At 51.5% G+C, this 17,286-nt stretch carries 18 protein-coding genes and 1 other RNA gene; 15 read left to right on the forward strand and 4 right to left on the reverse strand.

What is annotated here, in order from left to right; genetic code table 11:
- The first annotated feature begins 277 nt into the window (after positions 1–277).
- The 7 genes from rluC (at position 278) to recR (ending at position 5,621) form a co-directional block, all read left to right on the forward strand.
- Complete coding sequence (gene rluC, locus M0R33_RS21580) at positions 278–1,237, forward strand: 23S rRNA pseudouridine(955/2504/2580) synthase RluC (protein ID WP_292574038.1); 960 nt, start codon at positions 278–280, stop codon at positions 1,235–1,237.
- The gene (locus M0R33_RS21585; protein WP_292574039.1) at positions 1,221–1,868 is read left to right on the forward strand and encodes an HAD-IA family hydrolase; all 648 of its coding nucleotides are present in this window, start codon (positions 1,221–1,223) and stop codon (positions 1,866–1,868) included. Before rluC ends, M0R33_RS21585 begins: the two co-directional genes overlap by 17 nt.
- Before the next feature lie 11 nt (positions 1,869–1,879).
- Positions 1,880–2,848, forward strand: a complete 969-nt coding sequence (gene sppA, locus M0R33_RS21590; protein ID WP_292574040.1) for a signal peptide peptidase SppA — start codon at positions 1,880–1,882, stop codon at positions 2,846–2,848.
- Positions 2,849–2,922: 74 nt separating this feature from the next.
- Positions 2,923–3,019, forward strand: an RNA gene (gene ffs / locus M0R33_RS21595) — signal recognition particle sRNA small type.
- Between the two features lie 29 nt (positions 3,020–3,048).
- Positions 3,049–4,686, forward strand: coding sequence for a DNA polymerase III subunit gamma/tau (dnaX, locus tag M0R33_RS21600; RefSeq protein WP_292574055.1), 1,638 nt, complete (start codon positions 3,049–3,051; stop codon positions 4,684–4,686).
- A 12-nt stretch (positions 4,687–4,698) separates the two neighbouring features.
- A complete protein-coding gene (locus M0R33_RS21605; RefSeq protein ID WP_292574041.1) occupies positions 4,699–5,022 on the forward strand; it encodes a YbaB/EbfC family nucleoid-associated protein in 324 nt (107 codons plus the stop codon).
- A 2-nt stretch (positions 5,023–5,024) separates the two neighbouring features.
- Positions 5,025–5,621, forward strand: a complete 597-nt coding sequence (gene recR / locus M0R33_RS21610; RefSeq protein ID WP_292574042.1) for a recombination mediator RecR — start codon at positions 5,025–5,027, stop codon at positions 5,619–5,621.
- A gap of 15 nt (positions 5,622–5,636) precedes the next feature.
- On the opposite strand, the gene M0R33_RS21615 is transcribed toward recR, so the two are convergent.
- Together M0R33_RS21615 and M0R33_RS21620 are read right to left on the reverse strand one after the other, a co-directional pair.
- Positions 5,637–7,235, reverse strand: a complete 1,599-nt coding sequence (locus tag M0R33_RS21615; protein WP_292574043.1) for a SulP family inorganic anion transporter — start codon at positions 7,233–7,235, stop codon at positions 5,637–5,639.
- Between the two features lie 327 nt (positions 7,236–7,562).
- Complete coding sequence (locus M0R33_RS21620; RefSeq protein WP_292574044.1) at positions 7,563–7,766, reverse strand: hypothetical protein; 204 nt, start codon at positions 7,764–7,766, stop codon at positions 7,563–7,565.
- A gap of 200 nt (positions 7,767–7,966) precedes the next feature.
- Here M0R33_RS21620 and M0R33_RS21625 point away from each other — a divergent pair, with 200 nt between their 5' ends.
- From M0R33_RS21625 to M0R33_RS21645, 5 genes are all read left to right on the forward strand, one after another.
- The gene (locus tag M0R33_RS21625; protein ID WP_292574045.1) at positions 7,967–8,164 is read left to right on the forward strand and encodes a hypothetical protein; all 198 of its coding nucleotides are present in this window, start codon (positions 7,967–7,969) and stop codon (positions 8,162–8,164) included.
- A 112-nt stretch (positions 8,165–8,276) separates the two neighbouring features.
- Entirely contained in the window at positions 8,277–9,014 is a 738-nt protein-coding gene (locus tag M0R33_RS21630) for a VTT domain-containing protein (protein ID WP_292574046.1), read from the forward strand.
- Between the two features lie 299 nt (positions 9,015–9,313).
- A complete protein-coding gene (locus M0R33_RS21635) occupies positions 9,314–9,586 on the forward strand; it encodes a hypothetical protein (RefSeq protein ID WP_292574047.1) in 273 nt (90 codons plus the stop codon).
- 243 nt (positions 9,587–9,829) lie between these two features.
- Positions 9,830–10,306: a low affinity iron permease family protein gene (locus tag M0R33_RS21640; RefSeq protein ID WP_292574048.1), complete on the forward strand. Its 477-nt coding sequence runs from the start codon at positions 9,830–9,832 to the stop codon at positions 10,304–10,306.
- Positions 10,307–10,649: 343 nt separating this feature from the next.
- Positions 10,650–11,042: a cupin domain-containing protein gene (locus tag M0R33_RS21645; RefSeq protein WP_292574049.1), complete on the forward strand. Its 393-nt coding sequence runs from the start codon at positions 10,650–10,652 to the stop codon at positions 11,040–11,042.
- A gap of 53 nt (positions 11,043–11,095) precedes the next feature.
- Here the strand turns inward: M0R33_RS21645 and M0R33_RS21650 are convergent, their stop codons facing one another.
- A complete protein-coding gene (locus M0R33_RS21650; protein ID WP_292574050.1) occupies positions 11,096–11,854 on the reverse strand; it encodes a YfdX family protein in 759 nt (252 codons plus the stop codon).
- A 494-nt stretch (positions 11,855–12,348) separates the two neighbouring features.
- On the opposite strand from M0R33_RS21650, the gene M0R33_RS21655 reads away from it, so the two are divergent.
- Complete coding sequence (locus M0R33_RS21655) at positions 12,349–13,809, forward strand: ATP-binding protein (RefSeq protein WP_292574051.1); 1,461 nt, start codon at positions 12,349–12,351, stop codon at positions 13,807–13,809.
- Positions 13,802–15,232, forward strand: a complete 1,431-nt coding sequence (locus M0R33_RS21660) for a sigma-54 dependent transcriptional regulator (RefSeq protein WP_292574052.1) — start codon at positions 13,802–13,804, stop codon at positions 15,230–15,232. Before M0R33_RS21655 ends, M0R33_RS21660 begins: the two co-directional genes overlap by 8 nt.
- A gap of 99 nt (positions 15,233–15,331) precedes the next feature.
- Here M0R33_RS21660 and smbP read toward each other — a convergent pair whose 3' ends face one another.
- The gene (smbP, locus tag M0R33_RS21665; protein WP_292574053.1) at positions 15,332–15,670 is read right to left on the reverse strand and encodes a small metal-binding protein SmbP; all 339 of its coding nucleotides are present in this window, start codon (positions 15,668–15,670) and stop codon (positions 15,332–15,334) included.
- Positions 15,671–15,918: 248 nt separating this feature from the next.
- Between smbP and M0R33_RS21670 the strand changes: the two genes are divergently transcribed.
- Positions 15,919–16,926 carry a cytochrome-c peroxidase gene (locus M0R33_RS21670; protein WP_292574054.1) on the forward strand — a complete coding sequence of 336 codons (1,008 nt, stop codon included), beginning with the start codon at positions 15,919–15,921 and terminating at the stop codon, positions 16,924–16,926.
- Positions 16,927–17,286: the final 360 nt, after the last annotated feature.

Consider the following 17,286-nt stretch of genomic DNA (forward strand, 5'->3'; position numbering starts at 1 on the left):
TTGTTAGGGGCAGCGATTAACGGACTTGCCGAGGGCGGCGCTTGCATAGTGGACGATCTGTTTTTTTACCGACTCTTGGTGTTGGATGCACTCGCTCATCATGGGTTGAGCGATAAAACCCGAAAAAATTCTTTTGGTCGGCGAGGACGCCCAGCGTCGAGGCCTACAGGTTGTTTTTGTTAAGTCTATTCACAGATAAACTGGCCTAATATAGCAATGTTTATCAGGGGCAGCAATTTTAAACATGGGGTTAGGATAAATTGCTATTATTTATGGCATGAAAACCGCATCCGAACAGACTAATCCGCAAGTACAATGGCTTGAAATCAGCGAGGCCAATACCGAACAACGGCTGGATAATTTCCTGATCAGTTACCTCAAGGGCGTGCCCAAAACCCGTATTTACCGCATGGTCAGAAAAGGCGAGGTCAGGGTGAATAAAGGCCGGGTCGATGTCAGTTATAAGCTGGCACTGGGCGATGTCGTCAGGATTCCGCCGGTCAGGGTGGCGGAAAAGAATGACGAAGTGATCGTGCAGCCGACCTTGAAATACAGTCTTCAGAACCACATCTTATATGAAGACGATGGTTTTATCGTATTGAATAAGCCGGCCGGTTTTGCCGTACATGGCGGTAGCGGGGTGCAGTCCGGAGTGATAGAAGCCTTGCGGCAGATTCGTCCGCAACAGAAATTTTTGGAATTGGTGCATAGGCTGGATAAAGAAACCTCCGGCTGTTTGTTGATCGCCAAAAAGCGTTCGGTGTTGAAAGTGTTGCATGAGCTGTTTCGCGGCGATGGGATACAGAAGACCTATCTGGCTTTGTTGACCGGACAGTTTAAACGGAAAAAGCAGTTGGTTGAGGTGCCCTTATTAAAAAATGTTAATCAAGGCGGCGAGCGCATGGTCACGGTCAGTCAGGCCGGTAAATCTGCGGAAACGCTGTTTACCCGGCTAAAAGCCTTCCAGGATGTCACATTGGTGCACGCGGCGCCCAAAACCGGCCGTACCCATCAGATCCGGGTGCATGCCGCCTGGTTGGGGCACCCGATCGTGGCCGATGACCGCTACGGAGAAGATCAGGTTAACAAGGCGTTTAAAAAGCGCGGCTACAAGCGGCTGTTTTTACATGCCGAGCAGCTGCAATTTTTGCATCCGGTGACCGGACAAGCCCTACATTTTACGGCACCATTACCCGATGATTTACAAGCTTTGCTGAGTAATGAAAAACCGCTTTGATTTAATCATATTCGATTGGGACGGTACGCTGGTCGACTCTATCGATTGGATAGTACAGTGTATTCAACGGGCCGCGGCCGAATACGGTTGTCCGGTTCCCGAGCCGCAGGCCGCCAGGGACATTATCGGTTTAAGTTTGGAAAACGCCATACAGACCTTGTTTCCGGAACTGGATAACGATACCCGGAGCAAGCTTGCCGCCCATTATGGGCAACAATTTTTCTCCAGGCAGATTGGGCCGGATGATTTGTTTCCCTGCGTGCATGATATGTTGCGCGGGTTCAAACAGCGGGGTTTTCGCCTAGCGGTGGCAACCGGCAAGAAATCGGCCGGTTTGGCGAAAGCGATCAACGCGACGGGCGTGACGGATGTGTTCTGCGCCACCCGTAGTTCGGATCAAACCGCTTCCAAACCCGATCCGCTGATGATTGACGAAATTGTCGCCGAGTTGGGTGTCAGCAAGCAGCGTACGCTGATGGTGGGCGATTCGGTGCATGATCTGCAAATGGCATTAAATGCGCAGGTCGCTTCCGTAGCCGTGACCTGCGGCGCACATTCCGCCGATACATTGAAACAATATCAGTCGTTGCGTTGTCTAGCGTATCCGACTGAGTTAATAAGCATTATTTAAGAGGTTTAAGCGTGGACAATCATCAACAACCGAATACATCCGACGAACATTTACCGGGCTGGGAAAAGACGGTGTTGGAAAAGTTGGCTTTCGCCGCCATAGACGAGCAAAAAAGAACCCGGCGCTGGGGGGTGTTTTTTAAATTGTTAACCTTCGCCTATCTGGCCGTGGCGCTGGGCATGTTTATCTATCCGCGTTTCGAGTCTGAAATGACCACGGACAAAGAGCACGTGGCCGTGATCGATGTGCTGGGCATGATTGCCGACGGCGAAGCCGCCAATGCCAATGTGATCATAGAAGGCTTGCGCGATGCGGTAAAAGATAAAAACACCAAAGGTATTATTTTAAATATCAATTCGCCCGGCGGCAGCGCAGTGCAATCCGGCTATGTGTACGAAGAAATTCGCCGCCAGAAGGCCAAGCATCCGGATATGCCGATTTATTCAGTCGTTGGCGATATGTGCGCGTCGGGTGGTTACTACATCGCGTCGGCCAGCGACAAAATTTACGTCAGCCAGGCCAGTCTGATTGGTTCTATCGGTGTGATCATGAACGGCTTTGGTTTTAGCGATGTTTTGCATAAGTTAGGCGTAGAGCGGCGTTTGCTGACCGCCGGTGAGCATAAAGCCATGCTAGATCCTTTTTCGCCGATCAATCTACAAGAGGAAAAGCACATGCAGTCGCTGCTGGATCAGGTGCATCAACAGTTCATTGCTGCGGTCAAGCAAGGGCGAGGGGATCGCTTGCAGGAAACCCCCGAAATGTTCTCGGGATTGGTTTGGACCGGCGAGGAAGGCGTCAAGCTGGGCTTGGCGGACGATTTCGGCAGCGTGGATTCGGTAGCGCGAGATGTGTTGGGCACAGAGACCAAGGTTAATTTTACCCCGCAGGAACGCTTGATCGATCGCCTGGCCGGGAAATTCGGCGCTTCGTTCGCGCATGCGATGGGCACGGCGATTAAATCGATTAATTTTCAATAACCGGCTTGCCAACCGGCTGCGAATTAAGGATAATACGCAGTCTTCGGCAGCAGTCGATGTTTTTATGGTTACTGTGTCGGTCCTCTCGCAACGATACGCTGTAAACCCCGCCAGGCCCGGAAGGGAGCAACGGTAGCAGCAGATTCGTGTGCCGGGATGTGGCTGGCATGGTAACCGCCCATTCCCCGTCTTTGTCGCTAATGGCTTATCAGGTTCTTGCCAGAAAATGGCGTCCCAGTAATTTCTCCCAGTTAGTCGGCCAGGAGCACGTCAGCCAATCCTTGATACATGCTTTGCAGCATGATCGATTGCATCACGCCTATTTGTTTACCGGTACCCGTGGGGTCGGTAAAACCACCGTAGCGCGGATTTTAGCCAAAGCCATCAACTGCGAAAACTTGCAGGACAGTAATCCGTGCGGCGCCTGCCCGGTTTGTCTGGATTTCGAGCAAGGCCGTTTCATGGATTTGATCGAGGTCGATGCCGCATCCCGCACCAAGGTCGAAGATACCCGCGATTTACTCGACAATGCCCAATACGCCCCCAATCAGGGCCGCTACAAAGTCTATCTGATCGACGAAGTACACATGCTGTCCGGGCACAGCTTCAATGCGCTGCTAAAAACCCTGGAAGAACCGCCGCCGCACGTCAAATTTTTACTGGCCACTACCGACCCGCACAAGATTCCGGTCACCGTGTTGTCCCGTTGCCTGCAATTTAATTTAAAACGGCTACTGCCGGAGCAAATCGAACGGCAGATGAGTTTTATTCTGGGCGAAGAACAGATCAGCTTCGACCCCGCAGCAATCAAATTGCTGTCCAGGGCTGCGGACGGCAGTATGCGCGATGGTTTGAGTTTGCTGGATCAGGCCATCGTTTACGGCAGCGGTAGCGTCAGCTTGGTCGATGTTACCGGTATGCTGGGCACCGTGGCACAGCAGCCTATAGATGAAATTTTGCGGGCATTGGCAAAGCAGGATGGCAAAGGCATATTGGCTAAAATTGCCGAAGTGGCGGAATTGACCCCGGATTTTGCCGATATTTTGCAGCAAATGTTACGGGTATTGCATCGGGTGGCCTTGCTGCAACAACTGCCGGATTTTGTCGATCATGAATTCGATCAACAGTTGTTGATCGAGCTGGCGCAGGCTTTGTTGCCGGAAGATGTACAATTGTTTTATCAAATCGGTCTAATCGGCCAGCGGGATTTGGATTTGGCCCCCGATCCGCGCAGCGGTTTTGAAATGGTGCTGCTGAGAATGTTGGCGTTTCGCCCGCGGACTGCCGGTGCCCAAACGCTAGCTGCCCCGGCGGCTTCGCAAGCGGTTAAAACAGCGCCAAGTCCTACATCGGTTGCAAAACCGGCCGTACAATCATCCTCAAGGCCGGATGAGGCGCTCGTTGCGCAACCCGCGCCAACCCCAACCGATCCGCATGTTCCGCACTCGGAGCAGGGCCTGCAAGCCGACAATTGGAATCAAATCATTACCGCGCTGCAAATCGGTGGCCGCACCCGCGAATTGGCTAACAATTGCATCTTGGACGGCATAGACGACAATGTCTGCCGTTTGCTGATCGATCCCGGTTTTCAGCGAGTGGGCACCATCGCCGAAGAAAAATTACGCGACGCGCTGCAAAAATATTACGGCAGACCTTTAAAACTGCAAATCGCCCCGCAAATCAGTCAACAAATGACGCCGGCTCTGGAGCAGCAAAAAGCTCGTGAAGACAGACAGCAGGCGGCCGTGGATGCCATAAATAACGACCCGAACGTTCAGGCTTTAAGAGACGAATTTGACGCCAGAATTTTGCCCGGCAGTATAGAACCGCTTAACTAAATGGGAGAGACCATGAAAAATGCACTCGCAGGCATGATGCAGCAAGCCCAAAAAATGCAAGACAACTTCAAAAAGGTTCAGGAAGAGCTGGCCGCCATGGAAGTACAAGGCGAGTCCGGCGGTGGTTTGGTGACGATTATCATGACCGGCAAACGCGAAGTTCGCAAAGTCAACATCGATCCTTCTCTGGTTGGCGATGACAAGGATATGCTGGAAGACCTGGTGGCTGCCGCCATCAATGACGCGGTTCATAAGGTCGCTAAAATGAAAAAAGACAAAATGGCCGATGTGACCGCCGGCATGCCTTTGCCTCCCGGATTCCAAATGCCGTTTTAACGATGCAGAACGCGGGTTTGCTGAAAGAACTGATTCAAAGCTTGTGTTGTTTGCCGGGCGTGGGCCCCAAGTCCGCCCAGCGCATGGCGTTTCATTTATTGCAGCGCAATCGCGACGGCGGCCGACAACTGAGCCAGATATTGGCGCAAGCCATGGAAAAGATCGGCTATTGCCGCGACTGCCGTACCTTGAGCGAAACCGAAGTGTGCGAAATATGCGCGAACCGTTTGCGCGAGGACGATGTGCTGTGCGTGGTGGAAAGTGCGGCCGATGTCTGGGTCATCGATCAGGCCACCAGTTTTAAAGGCAAATATTTCGTGTTGCACGGCCGTTTGTCGCCGCTGGACGGCATCGGGCCGGACGAATTAGGTATCGACCAGCTGGAGCAACGCTTGGCCGGTGGCGCCGTCAAGGAAATTATTTTGGCCACCAATTCCACCATAGAAGGGCAAGCCACCGCGCATTTTATCGGCGATATAGCCAACAAATTCAACATCCGCGCCACCCGCATCGCCCACGGCGTTCCCATGGGCGGCGAATTGGAGTTCATCGACAGCGGCACTTTGGCGCATGCCTTCGCCGGCCGCCGCGAAGTTTAAGCAAATCCTAGACTCTCAGGCATGCCCGCCGACACCGGCCAAGCTTGGTACAAAACTCGTACTCGTTCCATGTAGCGGCGAATCCCCGGCAAAACCTTGCAGCGCCACGTTGATATTGCGGTCTGATGCCGCGATCATAAATTCGGCGATGGTCTCCAAAATATCCTGGTCGATAAACAAAGCTTTGCTGCCGTCTATGATCAAATCGCTATCATGAGCGACGCCGGCAAAATGGTTGCGTAACAAGGATTTATTCAAGAACGACACATCTTTATGTAACCTGAGCAAGTAATGCCGGCCGTGCTTGGTTAAGGTCATGGCGGAATGAAAATCCGCCCGTAACACAAAGAAAATCCCGCATGCCATGCCAATGGCGATACCTACCAATAAGTCGGTCAACAGGATGGCAAATATGGTAATGACGAAAGGTACGAACTGATTCAAACCTTTGCGGTAAAACTCGATAAACAGCATCGGTTTGGCCAATTTATAGCCGATTTGCAGCAGGATGGCGGCAAGGCAAGCCAAAGGCATCATGTTTAGATAATGGGCGAAATACACCACGCTCACCAGCAATAAGCCGCCGTGGAAAAAGCACGACAGCCGCGTTTGGCCGCCGGCATTGATATTGGCGGCGCTACGTACGATCACGGCGGTGATGGGCAGTCCGCCCAGCATGCCGCTGATGAGATTACCCATGCCTTGGGCTTTCAGCTCCAGGTTGGTGGGAGTGACCCGTTTGTGCGGATCCAGCTTATCGACCGCCTCGACACTTAACAGCGTCTCCAGACTGGCTACAATGGCTAGGGTCACCGCAATGCTGTAAATTTTCGGATTATGCAAATAACTAAAATCCGGTAAACGCAGCTGATAGACGAAGTTGCGAGTAGAGCCCAGTTCCGGTAAAGACACCAGATGTTCGGCGCCCAGCGCCCAATCGGGAGCTAATTGTAAGGTCCAAGTGTTATAAGCTATACCCCAGGCAACCGCCAATAAGGGCCCGGGAATGCTTCTTAACAGCGCGAACTGTTTTACCCAGCGGCTTTCCCAAATGATCAGAATCATTAGCGCCACGACGCTCACCAGTGTGGCTCCCGGCGAAATGCCGTGCAAGGCTTGGGAGAGTTCGAAGAAACTCGATTTGGCGGTTTCCCGCATATAGCTTTCATCGCCGAGATAACTGGCATCGTAACCGGTGGCATGCGGAATTTGCTTGATAATCAATATCATGCCAATGGCGGCCAGCATGCCTTTTATCACCGAAGCAGGAAAAAAGGCCGCAATCGCACCAGCTTTGAAAAAGCCCAACCCCAATTGCAGAATTCCCGCCAGCACCAGGCTCATCAAAAACGCATTGAAATTGCCCAAGGTTTCGATGGCCGTAAACACGATCACCGTTAAACCTGCCGCGGGTCCGGATACGCTGAGCTGCGAGCCGCTCATCCACGAGACGATCAAACCGCCCACGATGCCCGCGATAATGCCGGAAAACCAAGGTGCTCCGGAAGCCAGGGCGATGCCTAAACATAAGGGCAGGGCAACCAGGAATACCACAATCCCGGCCGATAGATCCCGGGGTAAATTGCCAAGGTAATAACGTATTTGCGTTTTCATAAACCGCCTCCGGTGGGATGAGCAGCGCCACCTTAACAAATATGGTCTTGATTTTTGTAACGCGTCAGCAAGGCATTTGGCCCTTCCCGCGCAGGCAGAAGGCTGGGTCAGAGGGCTAAAAATAAGGGTTTCCTTAGCTTTATCTTTTCCTCAAACTACCCTCAAGCGCCGGATGCCGTAGTAGAGCATGGCAGCAGCAATTGCCGAAAGGGCCTGATGTGCTTTGGGCTGAACAGTTACGATTTTTTAGCCATTACCCGGTCGCATGGCTTGGCGTAGGCTATATAAGCAGGCTGCTTTTTAATTGTTAAATGGTCTCTGGGGCGACTACGCTTTTTGCTTGAGCCAGTAAAAACCATAGATACCGATAATCAACAGGGAGACTAGCAGGCTGGTGGTTAACTCGTCATAGGCTTGTAAATCCGGCACTGTTGTGTGCGCAGTGGTTTGCATACCGTCGGCGGCATAGCTGGCGGTATTGGTTACTGTTAAAAACAGGATTGCCGAGAGTGAGGTGAGTAGTTTGGTCATGAGTGGGCTCCGCAGTTATTGATTGAGTCGATATCATATCGAGTCGATATATTAACGCCGGCTTTCTTGGAACCGCAAGCGTTAATTTGTTTAATGGCTTTTTGTGAGTGGAGTAAGGTCTATTGAGGCGATTCCGAACTTGCCTTGGTACGGATTTTTTGACAGAAACCTACGGCAGGCTTCGGCCGGTTGGGCCGGAAATGCAACGGAAACCGGGGAGTGGAAAATATCGCTCGTTCATGCGACTAACGGGCTTGGCGGGTGCAGTCTTGATTCAGCCTGACCTTGATAGGCCGGCTTCGGCGCTACCCTGGCGTTTGGTTGCACCGCTGCGGGAGAACGGCATGCGCGGTTCGGAGGAAGGGGGAGTCAGAAACGGCTCTTCTCTACCCCAATAGCAATCATGGATGACAGCATCCTAGTACTCTGGATTCCGGCAATCCCTGCCGGAATGAGGTGGTTGCGGAAACAGCTTTATAATCAAAAATATCAATAAAGGGGATATATAAAATGGAATCAAAGGATCGCATTTCAACAGGTAGGATGGTTTCGGTCGTTTTGGGTGTGGTTGCGCTTGTCGGACTGAGTCGGGAGCTGGAGTTACACCTTGGCGAGCTGGAACAGGATATCCAGGCGCTTGGCGTCTGGGCGCCCTTGGGTTTCATCGGAATATTCGCATTGTTGGTCCCATTTTGGGTTTCAGTCGACGCGCTTTGTTTTGCGGGCGGTTTGCTGTTTCCGTTACTGACCGGCGAACTATGCATGGTGGTGGCGACCTATGTCGCCGCTACGGTGATATTCGTTTTGGGGCGCAGCCTTTTTAAGGGGAAATTCAGTCACTGGCTGGAACGCCAGCGGAAATTTGCTAAATTAAATACCATCCTGACTCAACAGGTATCTTTCAAACTAATGTTCCTGCTAAGACTGACACCTCTGCCTTTTGCGTTGCTCAGTTACGCTTTTGCGGCGGCGTCGGTTCGATTTTGGCCGTATCTCGCCGCAACTACCGGAATATTTATTTATAACGGGGCACTGGTTTATCTCGGTTACGCGACCAAACATCTTGCCGGCTTTGCGGCCGGAGAAACGCTCCCCGTTCAAATGCCATATCCGTTACTCGCCGCTGGGCTTTTTTTGACGTTTTTGGTTATGTTCTATATCGCCAGAATGGCCGGCCGGGCCCTTAACGATATGCAAAAAAACGTGTTGCCCACGGATATCGACAACGATAAGAAAGCGTTGCGTTGACAGCGGACATTTTCCTGATATTGAGTTTGCCGTCGAGCTTGCAACAGAACTGGAAGAGCAACGCGAAACCCAGTTTGAAGGTTCGTCCGCTGGGTTTACGACATCGCTGCATGCTGGTCATGGCCTGATAACTGATGGGCAGAGAAAACGATGAAACGTATGGTTTCAGGGAAAAAATTGGTAAATTGCCACGGATGGGGGTAGGGTAGAAACGGTTCAATCGAGTCTGATCCTATTGATTTTCGGGTCTTGCCGAGTTGAACTTATTTAGAATAAATATTTTAACTACGGGAGTGATTATGTTGCATAAATCAAAAAAAATTAGCTTGTCGCTAAGTCTTTGCGTGATGTCAGCGCTGTTAACTCCAGCATTAACCCAGGCGGGCACGGCAATGCTGTTGGCCGAAGCCGAAACCGGGTCGGTGGCAGCCAGACAGGCCAGGGAGCAAAGGGAAGCGCTGGCAAAAAAAGCCGCGGAGAGAAAGGCGAAAAAGGCTGCCGAGGCACAAACGCCCGCGGATGAGGCGTCTGACCAGACACAAGCTCCCGCCGAAGAGCAAAAGGAAAAATGATGGTCGTCCGAATTTAACGCTGGTCGGATTCCATTGCTTTGCTTTGGCGTATTGGTCTCACTTAACCTTCCAGCTCGCTAGGCTGGGTTGAAACGATAGCTGAAATCCAGCCTAGCGCATTGTATGTCATCAAGTTTCCGTCAACGTTGTTTGCGCATAATGCTTGAAACAAAGATGGAATAAACCTATTCTGAACCCGGTTGTAATACCACAACAATAATAATTTTACTGGGGGATGTATTGGTGATTACTGAAAATGACGTAAAAGATCTGCTTGGCAAAACGTGGGACTGGATAGTGGAACAATGGCGTAATAAAAAATACTGGAACGCCAAATTTGATCGCTTCGCCAGATTTAGCTCCAAAATCAGCGGGCGTCCGCTAGCGTTTAATATAGCCATTATTCTGGTATCTGTCTGGTTAATCACCGGCCCGATCTTCGGTTTTAGTGATACCTGGCAACTGGTCATCAATACCGCTACCACCATCATTACCCTTCTGATGGTATTCCTGATTCAGCACACCCAAAACCGCGATACCGATGCCTTGCAAGTGAAGCTAGACGAGTTGATTCGCGCTGTGGAAGGGGCCAATAATGCCTTACTCGATCTTGAAGAGCTGGAGGAGGAAGAGTTGGAAATATTGCGTACCCATTATGTCAAGCTGGCCCGTGAAGCCAGGAAGCTCAAATCGATGCCTCGTTCCGAACAAGCGCATTAATCACTATTGCCCAGGCAAGGATTCTGTTCTCGGGCCTCGGACAAATGATGGCGAAACTCGGCACACAAACCTTCAAGCTGGGCATACGTTGCTGCTTCGCCAGCGCGCGCACCGACTAAGCTTTGCCGGAACTGTCGCCTGCCTGGTTATAAAGGGCAAACAAAACCGGTCTAGCGTTTTCTACGCGTCGATTTTGAACCATTTGTCGGGCAAGGATTCTGATGGGAGGGTCGGTTAATTTATACTTTCCAAAACAGGCTGCGTGCATTGAGATGCCGGCGTTGCCGGACGCCGAAGCGGTACCCGAGAATATTACAAGCAACTAACAAATCGGAGATAAATCATGAGAAAAACCAAAAGCCTATTGTTCCTGGGATCGTGTTTGGCGCTGGCACTGGCCAATAATGATTTCGTGTCGGCCGATCAAGCCGAGGCTAAATTTTCACGTACCGAATTGCTAAACAAGCAAGTCACCCTGGCGTCGCCGGAGATTAATGCCAAGGTAAGCCGCGTAAGGTTTTCCAGAGGCTTTAAAACACCATTGCATACCCACGAAGGGCCGTGGCCACGTTATGTTTTGAAGGGTCGGTTGCAGGTCGAAGATAATGGCGAGGTCCATGTCTATAAATCCGGCCAAGTGTTCTGGGAAACGGGAACGGAAATGACCGTGGAAAATATCGGAAAGGGCGAAGCCGAAATCATTATTTTTGAAATGGCAACGGCTAAGCCCCAGTAAGCTTTAGTATGCAGGGCTGGGTGGAACAAACGACACTCAGCCTATGCAATGGATTATTGGTAACGTGCTGCTTTCACTATTGCAGTCCCACGGGTGTCGTCAATCATGCTGGTCAGTGCCATATCGATTTGTTCTTGCACGGTTACTTTGTTGAACGGTTTTGTTCGCATGGCCAGCATGGCATTTTCAATGCGCTGGGATACGGTAAGCACCGGCATATAGACGGTCGTGTCGGCAATATCCGCTTCGACTTGATCCAGCATTTCAACCGCCTGCGTATTTTTGCCGGTTTTCGCCAGTTTTTCGGCTTGGCTGACCTTGTCGCGGGACTGCCGCGCCGCTTCCGGCGCATAGACGTCCAGTTCTTCCAGGCTTTGATAAATCGGCAACAGGGTGTCGGTTTCGAATAGATCGGCGTTGACGGAAATGATGCCTTTGGCATCCTTGATCTGATCCAGCATCACCGTGAACGGCATCATGGTGCGAATGCCGTTAGCCAGATCGCTGGCCGCGTCCAGATACTGGCTGGCCTGATTCAGATCATTCAAATCCAGCGCTGTCTGAGCCGACTTTAAGTTGGCGATCAAGGCTTGGCCCGCGTACTTGGCGGCATGAGCCAGCATCGGGTTATGCCAGCCCGGAAAATCGCCTTCGGCCCATTGCTCTCTCGGTGCGGCTGCTTGGTCGGTCGAGTTGGCCTTTGCGGCATCCATCGGTTTAGTGTTGGTGGTACACGCCGACAACAGCAACAGGGCGCCGAACGTGGCAAGTTTGAATTGATTAGCGTTAGGCTGACGTTTATTGGTAAGCATACTGCCTCCTGATTAGTGAACGTGACTGAAAGTGTTGGTTTATTTAGCTGGGTTTCTGGTGCATGAAAAGGTTGAAAGGTGTATTTGTCCGCGACGGGATATGTATTTCGCGGATTCCGTCATTAAGCTATCAAATAACGCGCCAATACCTAACTAATTGTTTTATATGCAGTAAGTGTTCACGTGTGCGGGGGTTGTGGAATATTCACCATTTGATAGTGGGTATTTCCACCGTTCCGGCTGATATTCACCAGCCAGGGCGGTTTTATCGAGTACGACAAGCCAGAGCATCGGTGGTCATGGAGGGCAGGGGGGCGTCAAATGCTTGTGTATCAGTCACAGACTGCGGTTCGGGGTTGAATAGCGCATTGCCGGAATCGATTTTGCATGTCTAAGTCTGGCAGAGCTGGGTAGTTAACCTGGACCCGGACGAAACGCCGAACGAAAACACAGAGACTATTTAACTGTCGGCGGCTAACCAAAAAGAGGTAGACATGAGAACAATTACACGTACCGCAAATTTACCGATATGGATAACCGTTTCATTGCTCAGCGTATTGTTGATGGTATCGTTGATTGTCCAGTTGATCATGGCTTGGCAAGCCCATCAACGCATTGCTCCGGTATCCGCGCACGTTACCCTGTTGGAAGGCTTACAGGGCGCGCTGTTCGATACCGAAGAAAGCCTGGCGCGGCTGCCGCCGGAATCCAATTTGCTTGCCTCAGGCACTCGTCAGCACCTGCAAGGTCTGCTGCAAGCACTGTTAGATAAAGACAACCATTTGGCCACCGATACCCCGGGCAGATTGCGCGCGGCGCGACAGGCCCTAAACGACCAAAGTGCAAATCCGAAAATACTGTTGCTGAATGTACTGAAAACCCTGCGTACCGCCTTTCGGAATGAAGCGACGGCGCACAAGGTATTAACCGATTCGATCGCAACGGCCGCCACGTTCGAGTTTGAGTTCGGCATTGCCATCATGCTGGCATTGCCTTTGAGCGCGGCGATATTAATCTACTTGATGCGTCGTCGTATCTTTGAGCCATTGCAACAGATGAGTTATTTAATGGAGTTGCTGGGCAATCGCCATTACCAGCAAATACCGGTGGAGCGCATCGACCCGACTTTTCAACCGATTCTGGCCAATTACAACGGCATGGTGGTCCGGCTATCGGAATTGGAAGCAGAGCATTTACAGTACCAGCAAAACCTGGAGCAGCAAGTGGAGCAGGCGGCCGGCGCGTTGATTGCGCAGCAGCGCAGCATGGCCCAATCGGACCGTTTGGCGGCATTGGGTGAAGTAACCGCGCGTTTGGTGCACGAACTGCGCAATCCGCTGGCCGGCATCAAAATGGCCTGCATCAATCTGAAAAACCAGTTAAAAACCGCTGCAGTCGCGGACGATGCGCTGGATCGGATAGATCTGGTCATTAACGAGATAGAACGCATAATCGATACCATGAACCACTTTTTACAAGGTGCCCGTCATGAACCGGAACCGTTGAAAGACATCGTGATCGATCAAGCCGTCGGCGAATTGCTGATGCTGGCCCGCTATCAACTTCCCAAAAACATTAGCTTGGACTACCGGGGTTGCCCCAATTTGGTATGCCGATTGCCCGACAGCGAGTTTCGTCAAGCCCTGTTGAATTTGATTCTGAACGCACAACAAGCTCTGAGCGGAAACACGGGGGGCATCCAGGTTCAGGCCGAATGCCGCGATAGACACTTGCTCATCAGAGTTTGCGACGATGGGCCGGGATTTTCCGAAGCGTTCTTGCAGGACGGCATTCGCGCCTTCGTCAGCCAACGTAAGGACGGCACCGGCTTGGGCTTGGCCATGGTTAAGCGCTTCGTCCGCAATCATGAAGGTAGTCTGAAAATTTATAATTGCCAACCTCAAGGCGCTTGCGTCGAAATCACTCTCAACTGTATCAGGCCGGGTCATGACTGAAACCATCTTAATCATCGAAGACGAACCTTTATTGGGCCAGGAATTGCAGCGTTACTATGCGGATTTGGGCTATGAAACCCTGTGGGCCGCCGACTGCCGGCAAGCCCGGTCTCTATTGAGCGACCAGGAAAACCGGCCTGCGCTGATTTTGTCCGACCTCAGTCTGCCGGACGGCACCGGCCTGGATTTGTTGGAAGAAACCCGCAGCAGTCTGAGCGATTGCGAATGGGTGTTTTTAACCGGTTACGGTGAAGTGCCCGATTCGGTGCGAGCCCTGCGTTTGGGCGCTTTCGACTTCCTCACCAAGCCTTGCGTACAGGAGCAACTGGACATGGTGGTGCGCAGCGCCCTGCGTAGCGCTCAGGCTCAGCGGCGGATTCTGACCGATTCGGTGAATGCCGGTAAGCGTTATTCGCCGGAAAGTTTTATCGGAGGCAGCAAAGTCAGCCGCCAAACCACCGATATGCTGCGGCAACTCAGTCAAGTACCTTACAGCGCCTTGATTCTGACCGGCGAAACCGGCACCGGTAAAGGACTGGCGACGCGGATTTTGCATTACAACAGCGATAGGGCCAAAGAGCCGTTGATTGAGCTGAATTGCGCCGCCTTGCCGAAAGATTTGCTGGAATCCGAATTGTTCGGCCATGAAGCCGGGGCCTTTACCGGCGCCAAATCCCGCCACCGCGGCCTGATCGAACAAGCCCACAACGGCACGCTGTTTTTGGATGAAATCGGTGAAATGCCTTTGGATCTACAGGCCAAATTGCTTAAGGTGTTGGAAGATCGCAAATTAAGGCGTTTGGGCGGTGAGCAGGAAATTAGCGTGGATATCCGCATCATCGCCGCCACCCACCGGCATTTGCAGGATGAAGTTAAAAGCGGTCATTTTCGTTCCGACCTTTATTACCGGCTCAGCGTGTTCGAGTTGCGTCTACCCAGCTTGCGGGAACGCAGGGAGGATTTGGACGACTTAGTGCCGGCGTTAATCGCGGAATTCAATTGTTTGGCCGGAAAAAAGGTGACGCAGATTTCGTCCCGAGCCTGGCAGCGTTTGAAACGTTATCCCTGGCCCGGCAATGTCAGGGAGTTGCGTAATGTGTTGGAGCGCAGTGTGATTTTATCCCTGTCGCATCAATTACCGGAACAATGGTTGCCTGGTGACGATGCGGGGTTTGAGTCGGGAATATCTGAAACAGCTGAACGGGTCGCCGAACCATTGGTTTCGCTTGATATCGGTGCAAGTCACTCAAAGCTGGATTTGCAGTTTCCCATCGATGGCAGCATGGGCCTGGAGGAAATGGAAAGCGAGATCGTCAGGAAAATGCTGGCGACCTACCATGGCAATGTTACGGAAGTAGCGCGGGTATTGAAAACTACGCGGGAAAAAATCCGCTACCGCATCGAAAAATACCAACTCCGCTAGCGTTGGCTGTTTTGGCAAATGCCGCTCATCCTTTGGCGCCGCTATCAATCTACGCATGTCGCTGTTAAAAACGCGGCATGCGTAGGCGATGAGGAAAATCTATTTATTACCCGCTTCGATATGTGTTATGGCATCTTGGACGGCATGGGTGGCCTTATCGGCATGTTCCAGTTTGCCATGTTCGATACCTTGTTGTAATGACTCCACTGCTTCATGCATGTGGTGTTTGTCATCTTCGCTCTTGGCGGCTTCCTGGGCTTTTTTGGCGTGTTCCAACGCGGTTTCCGCGTGTTCCACCAATACGACGGAGTGGCCGAGTTTGCCGTGTTCCACGGCCTCTTTCGCGTGCTTTAACGCCTCGTCGGCATGTGGTTCCGCGAATACGGCGCTGCCGAAAATCAGCATGATACTGCCTGTGATAAGTGCTAGCTTGTTCATAAGTCCCCCTGGTTTGAAAAGATAGGTGCATTTCGACGCTCAGGCGGTAGGCTGCAAAGCCTGCTTGCAAACTCGACTACCGCAAAACGCCGAAATCGGTACTGCATTATTATGATTGCATCGCTAAGGATGCGGAGGGTAGATACCAGTAAGCCGAAATAGTTCCTAGTGCAATAAAATTTACCTGGCCGCTTGCTTTACCTTACAATTCGGATTCGTTACTAACAATAACAATACTGGAGGATGACATGTTTAAAATTCGGATGCTGGTTTCTGCGATTGCATTGACCGGTTCACTTTCTGTTATGGCGGCGGAAGCCTTGCCAACTACAGCACCCGCGCCTGCCGATAATCCAACTACGGCTGAAAAAGTCGAATTGGGTAAAATGCTGTATCACGATCCACGCTTGTCTTCGACCGGCACCGTATCTTGCGCGTCTTGCCACAATACCATGCTGGGCGGGGAAGATAATCGGCCTAATTCCATGGGCGTTAACGGCCAGACTGGTGGTCGAAGTGCGCCGACTGTCTGGAACGCGGCGTTCAACAAAGTACAATTCTGGGACGGACGCGCGGATAGTCTCGAAGCCCAAGCCGCAGGCCCTGTCACCAACCCGATTGAAATGGGTATGAAAAGCTGGGATGACGTGGTTGCCCGCCTAAAAACCATCAAGGGTTATCGCAAGGCTTTTGATTTGGCTTTTGGCAGCGATGCAGAGACCATTACAAAAGATAACGCCACTAAGGCGATTGCCGCTTATGAAAGAACTTTGATTACCCCTAACAGCGCCTACGACAAATATGTGAAAGGCGATAAAACGGCGATGAGCGAACAACAAGTGCGCGGCATGAACAAAGCCGTGGAGTTAGGTTGCACCAGCTGCCATAGCGGTCCGGCTTTCAACGGCCCCGGCATGTTCCAAAAATTCCCGATGCATCCAAACGGCTATTTTGAAGCGCAATACCATTTCAAAAAAGATAAAGGTTTGGCGGACGTGACCAAAAAAGCCGGCGATGAACATATGTTTAAAGTGCCGACCTTGCGTAACGTGGCTTTGACCGCACCGTATTTCCACAACGGTTCCGTGCCTACGCTGGATAAAGCGGTAAAACTGATGGCGAAATTGCAATTGGGCAAAGATTTGTCCGACGAAGACACCGCCGACATCGTGGCGTTTTTGAATGCCTTGACCGGTGAGTTTCCAAAACAAACCATGCCGACCTTACCCGGCACACCCGGCAAATCGTTCAATTAATTTGTCGCACACCAAAAAGGGGCTGAAAAGCCCCTTTTTTTGTTATAGGCTGGAAGGATTACCGGGCCTCACGGCGAATGTATTTCGGTTATTTGCATTCAAGGGTTGGAAATCAAAACGGATCCTATTATTCAATCACGCCGTTTTGAGCAAAGCATGGTTGGTTTATTAAGTGCACAGTGAGCTGTTACGTGCAAAAATTAGTTGGCAGCTACGCTCGTTATCGGCCGAAGCTGTCGCTTGATGAAGTAATTTCAATGACTTCTAAATGTTCGTTTGCCGCCATATGGTTGTCCGCAGTCGTAGGATGCATAAGCGATAGCGTCATGCATTGAGAGGATTACCCAAGGCGGCGGATGA

Source organism: Methylomonas sp., assembly GCF_023228165.1.
GTDB lineage: Bacteria > Pseudomonadota > Gammaproteobacteria > Methylococcales > Methylomonadaceae > Methylomonas.

Coding starts and splice junctions, on each gene's coding strand:
- rluC (WP_292574038.1), top strand. CDS start 278: ATGAAAACCGCATCCGAACAGACTAATCCGCAAGTACAATGGCTTGAA.
- M0R33_RS21585 (WP_292574039.1), top strand. CDS start 1,221: ATGAAAAACCGCTTTGATTTAATCATATTCGATTGGGACGGTACGCTG.
- dnaX (WP_292574055.1), top strand. CDS start 3,049: ATGGCTTATCAGGTTCTTGCCAGAAAATGGCGTCCCAGTAATTTCTCC.
- M0R33_RS21605 (WP_292574041.1), top strand. CDS start 4,699: ATGAAAAATGCACTCGCAGGCATGATGCAGCAAGCCCAAAAAATGCAA.
- recR (WP_292574042.1), top strand. CDS start 5,025: ATGCAGAACGCGGGTTTGCTGAAAGAACTGATTCAAAGCTTGTGTTGT.
- M0R33_RS21615 (WP_292574043.1), bottom strand. CDS start 7,235: ATGAAAACGCAAATACGTTATTACCTTGGCAATTTACCCCGGGATCTA.
- M0R33_RS21620 (WP_292574044.1), bottom strand. CDS start 7,766: ATGACCAAACTACTCACCTCACTCTCGGCAATCCTGTTTTTAACAGTA.
- M0R33_RS21625 (WP_292574045.1), top strand. CDS start 7,967: ATGCAACGGAAACCGGGGAGTGGAAAATATCGCTCGTTCATGCGACTA.
- M0R33_RS21630 (WP_292574046.1), top strand. CDS start 8,277: ATGGAATCAAAGGATCGCATTTCAACAGGTAGGATGGTTTCGGTCGTT.
- M0R33_RS21635 (WP_292574047.1), top strand. CDS start 9,314: ATGTTGCATAAATCAAAAAAAATTAGCTTGTCGCTAAGTCTTTGCGTG.
- M0R33_RS21645 (WP_292574049.1), top strand. CDS start 10,650: ATGAGAAAAACCAAAAGCCTATTGTTCCTGGGATCGTGTTTGGCGCTG.
- M0R33_RS21650 (WP_292574050.1), bottom strand. CDS start 11,854: ATGCTTACCAATAAACGTCAGCCTAACGCTAATCAATTCAAACTTGCC.
- M0R33_RS21655 (WP_292574051.1), top strand. CDS start 12,349: ATGAGAACAATTACACGTACCGCAAATTTACCGATATGGATAACCGTT.
- M0R33_RS21660 (WP_292574052.1), top strand. CDS start 13,802: ATGACTGAAACCATCTTAATCATCGAAGACGAACCTTTATTGGGCCAG.
- smbP (WP_292574053.1), bottom strand. CDS start 15,670: ATGAACAAGCTAGCACTTATCACAGGCAGTATCATGCTGATTTTCGGC.
- M0R33_RS21670 (WP_292574054.1), top strand. CDS start 15,919: ATGTTTAAAATTCGGATGCTGGTTTCTGCGATTGCATTGACCGGTTCA.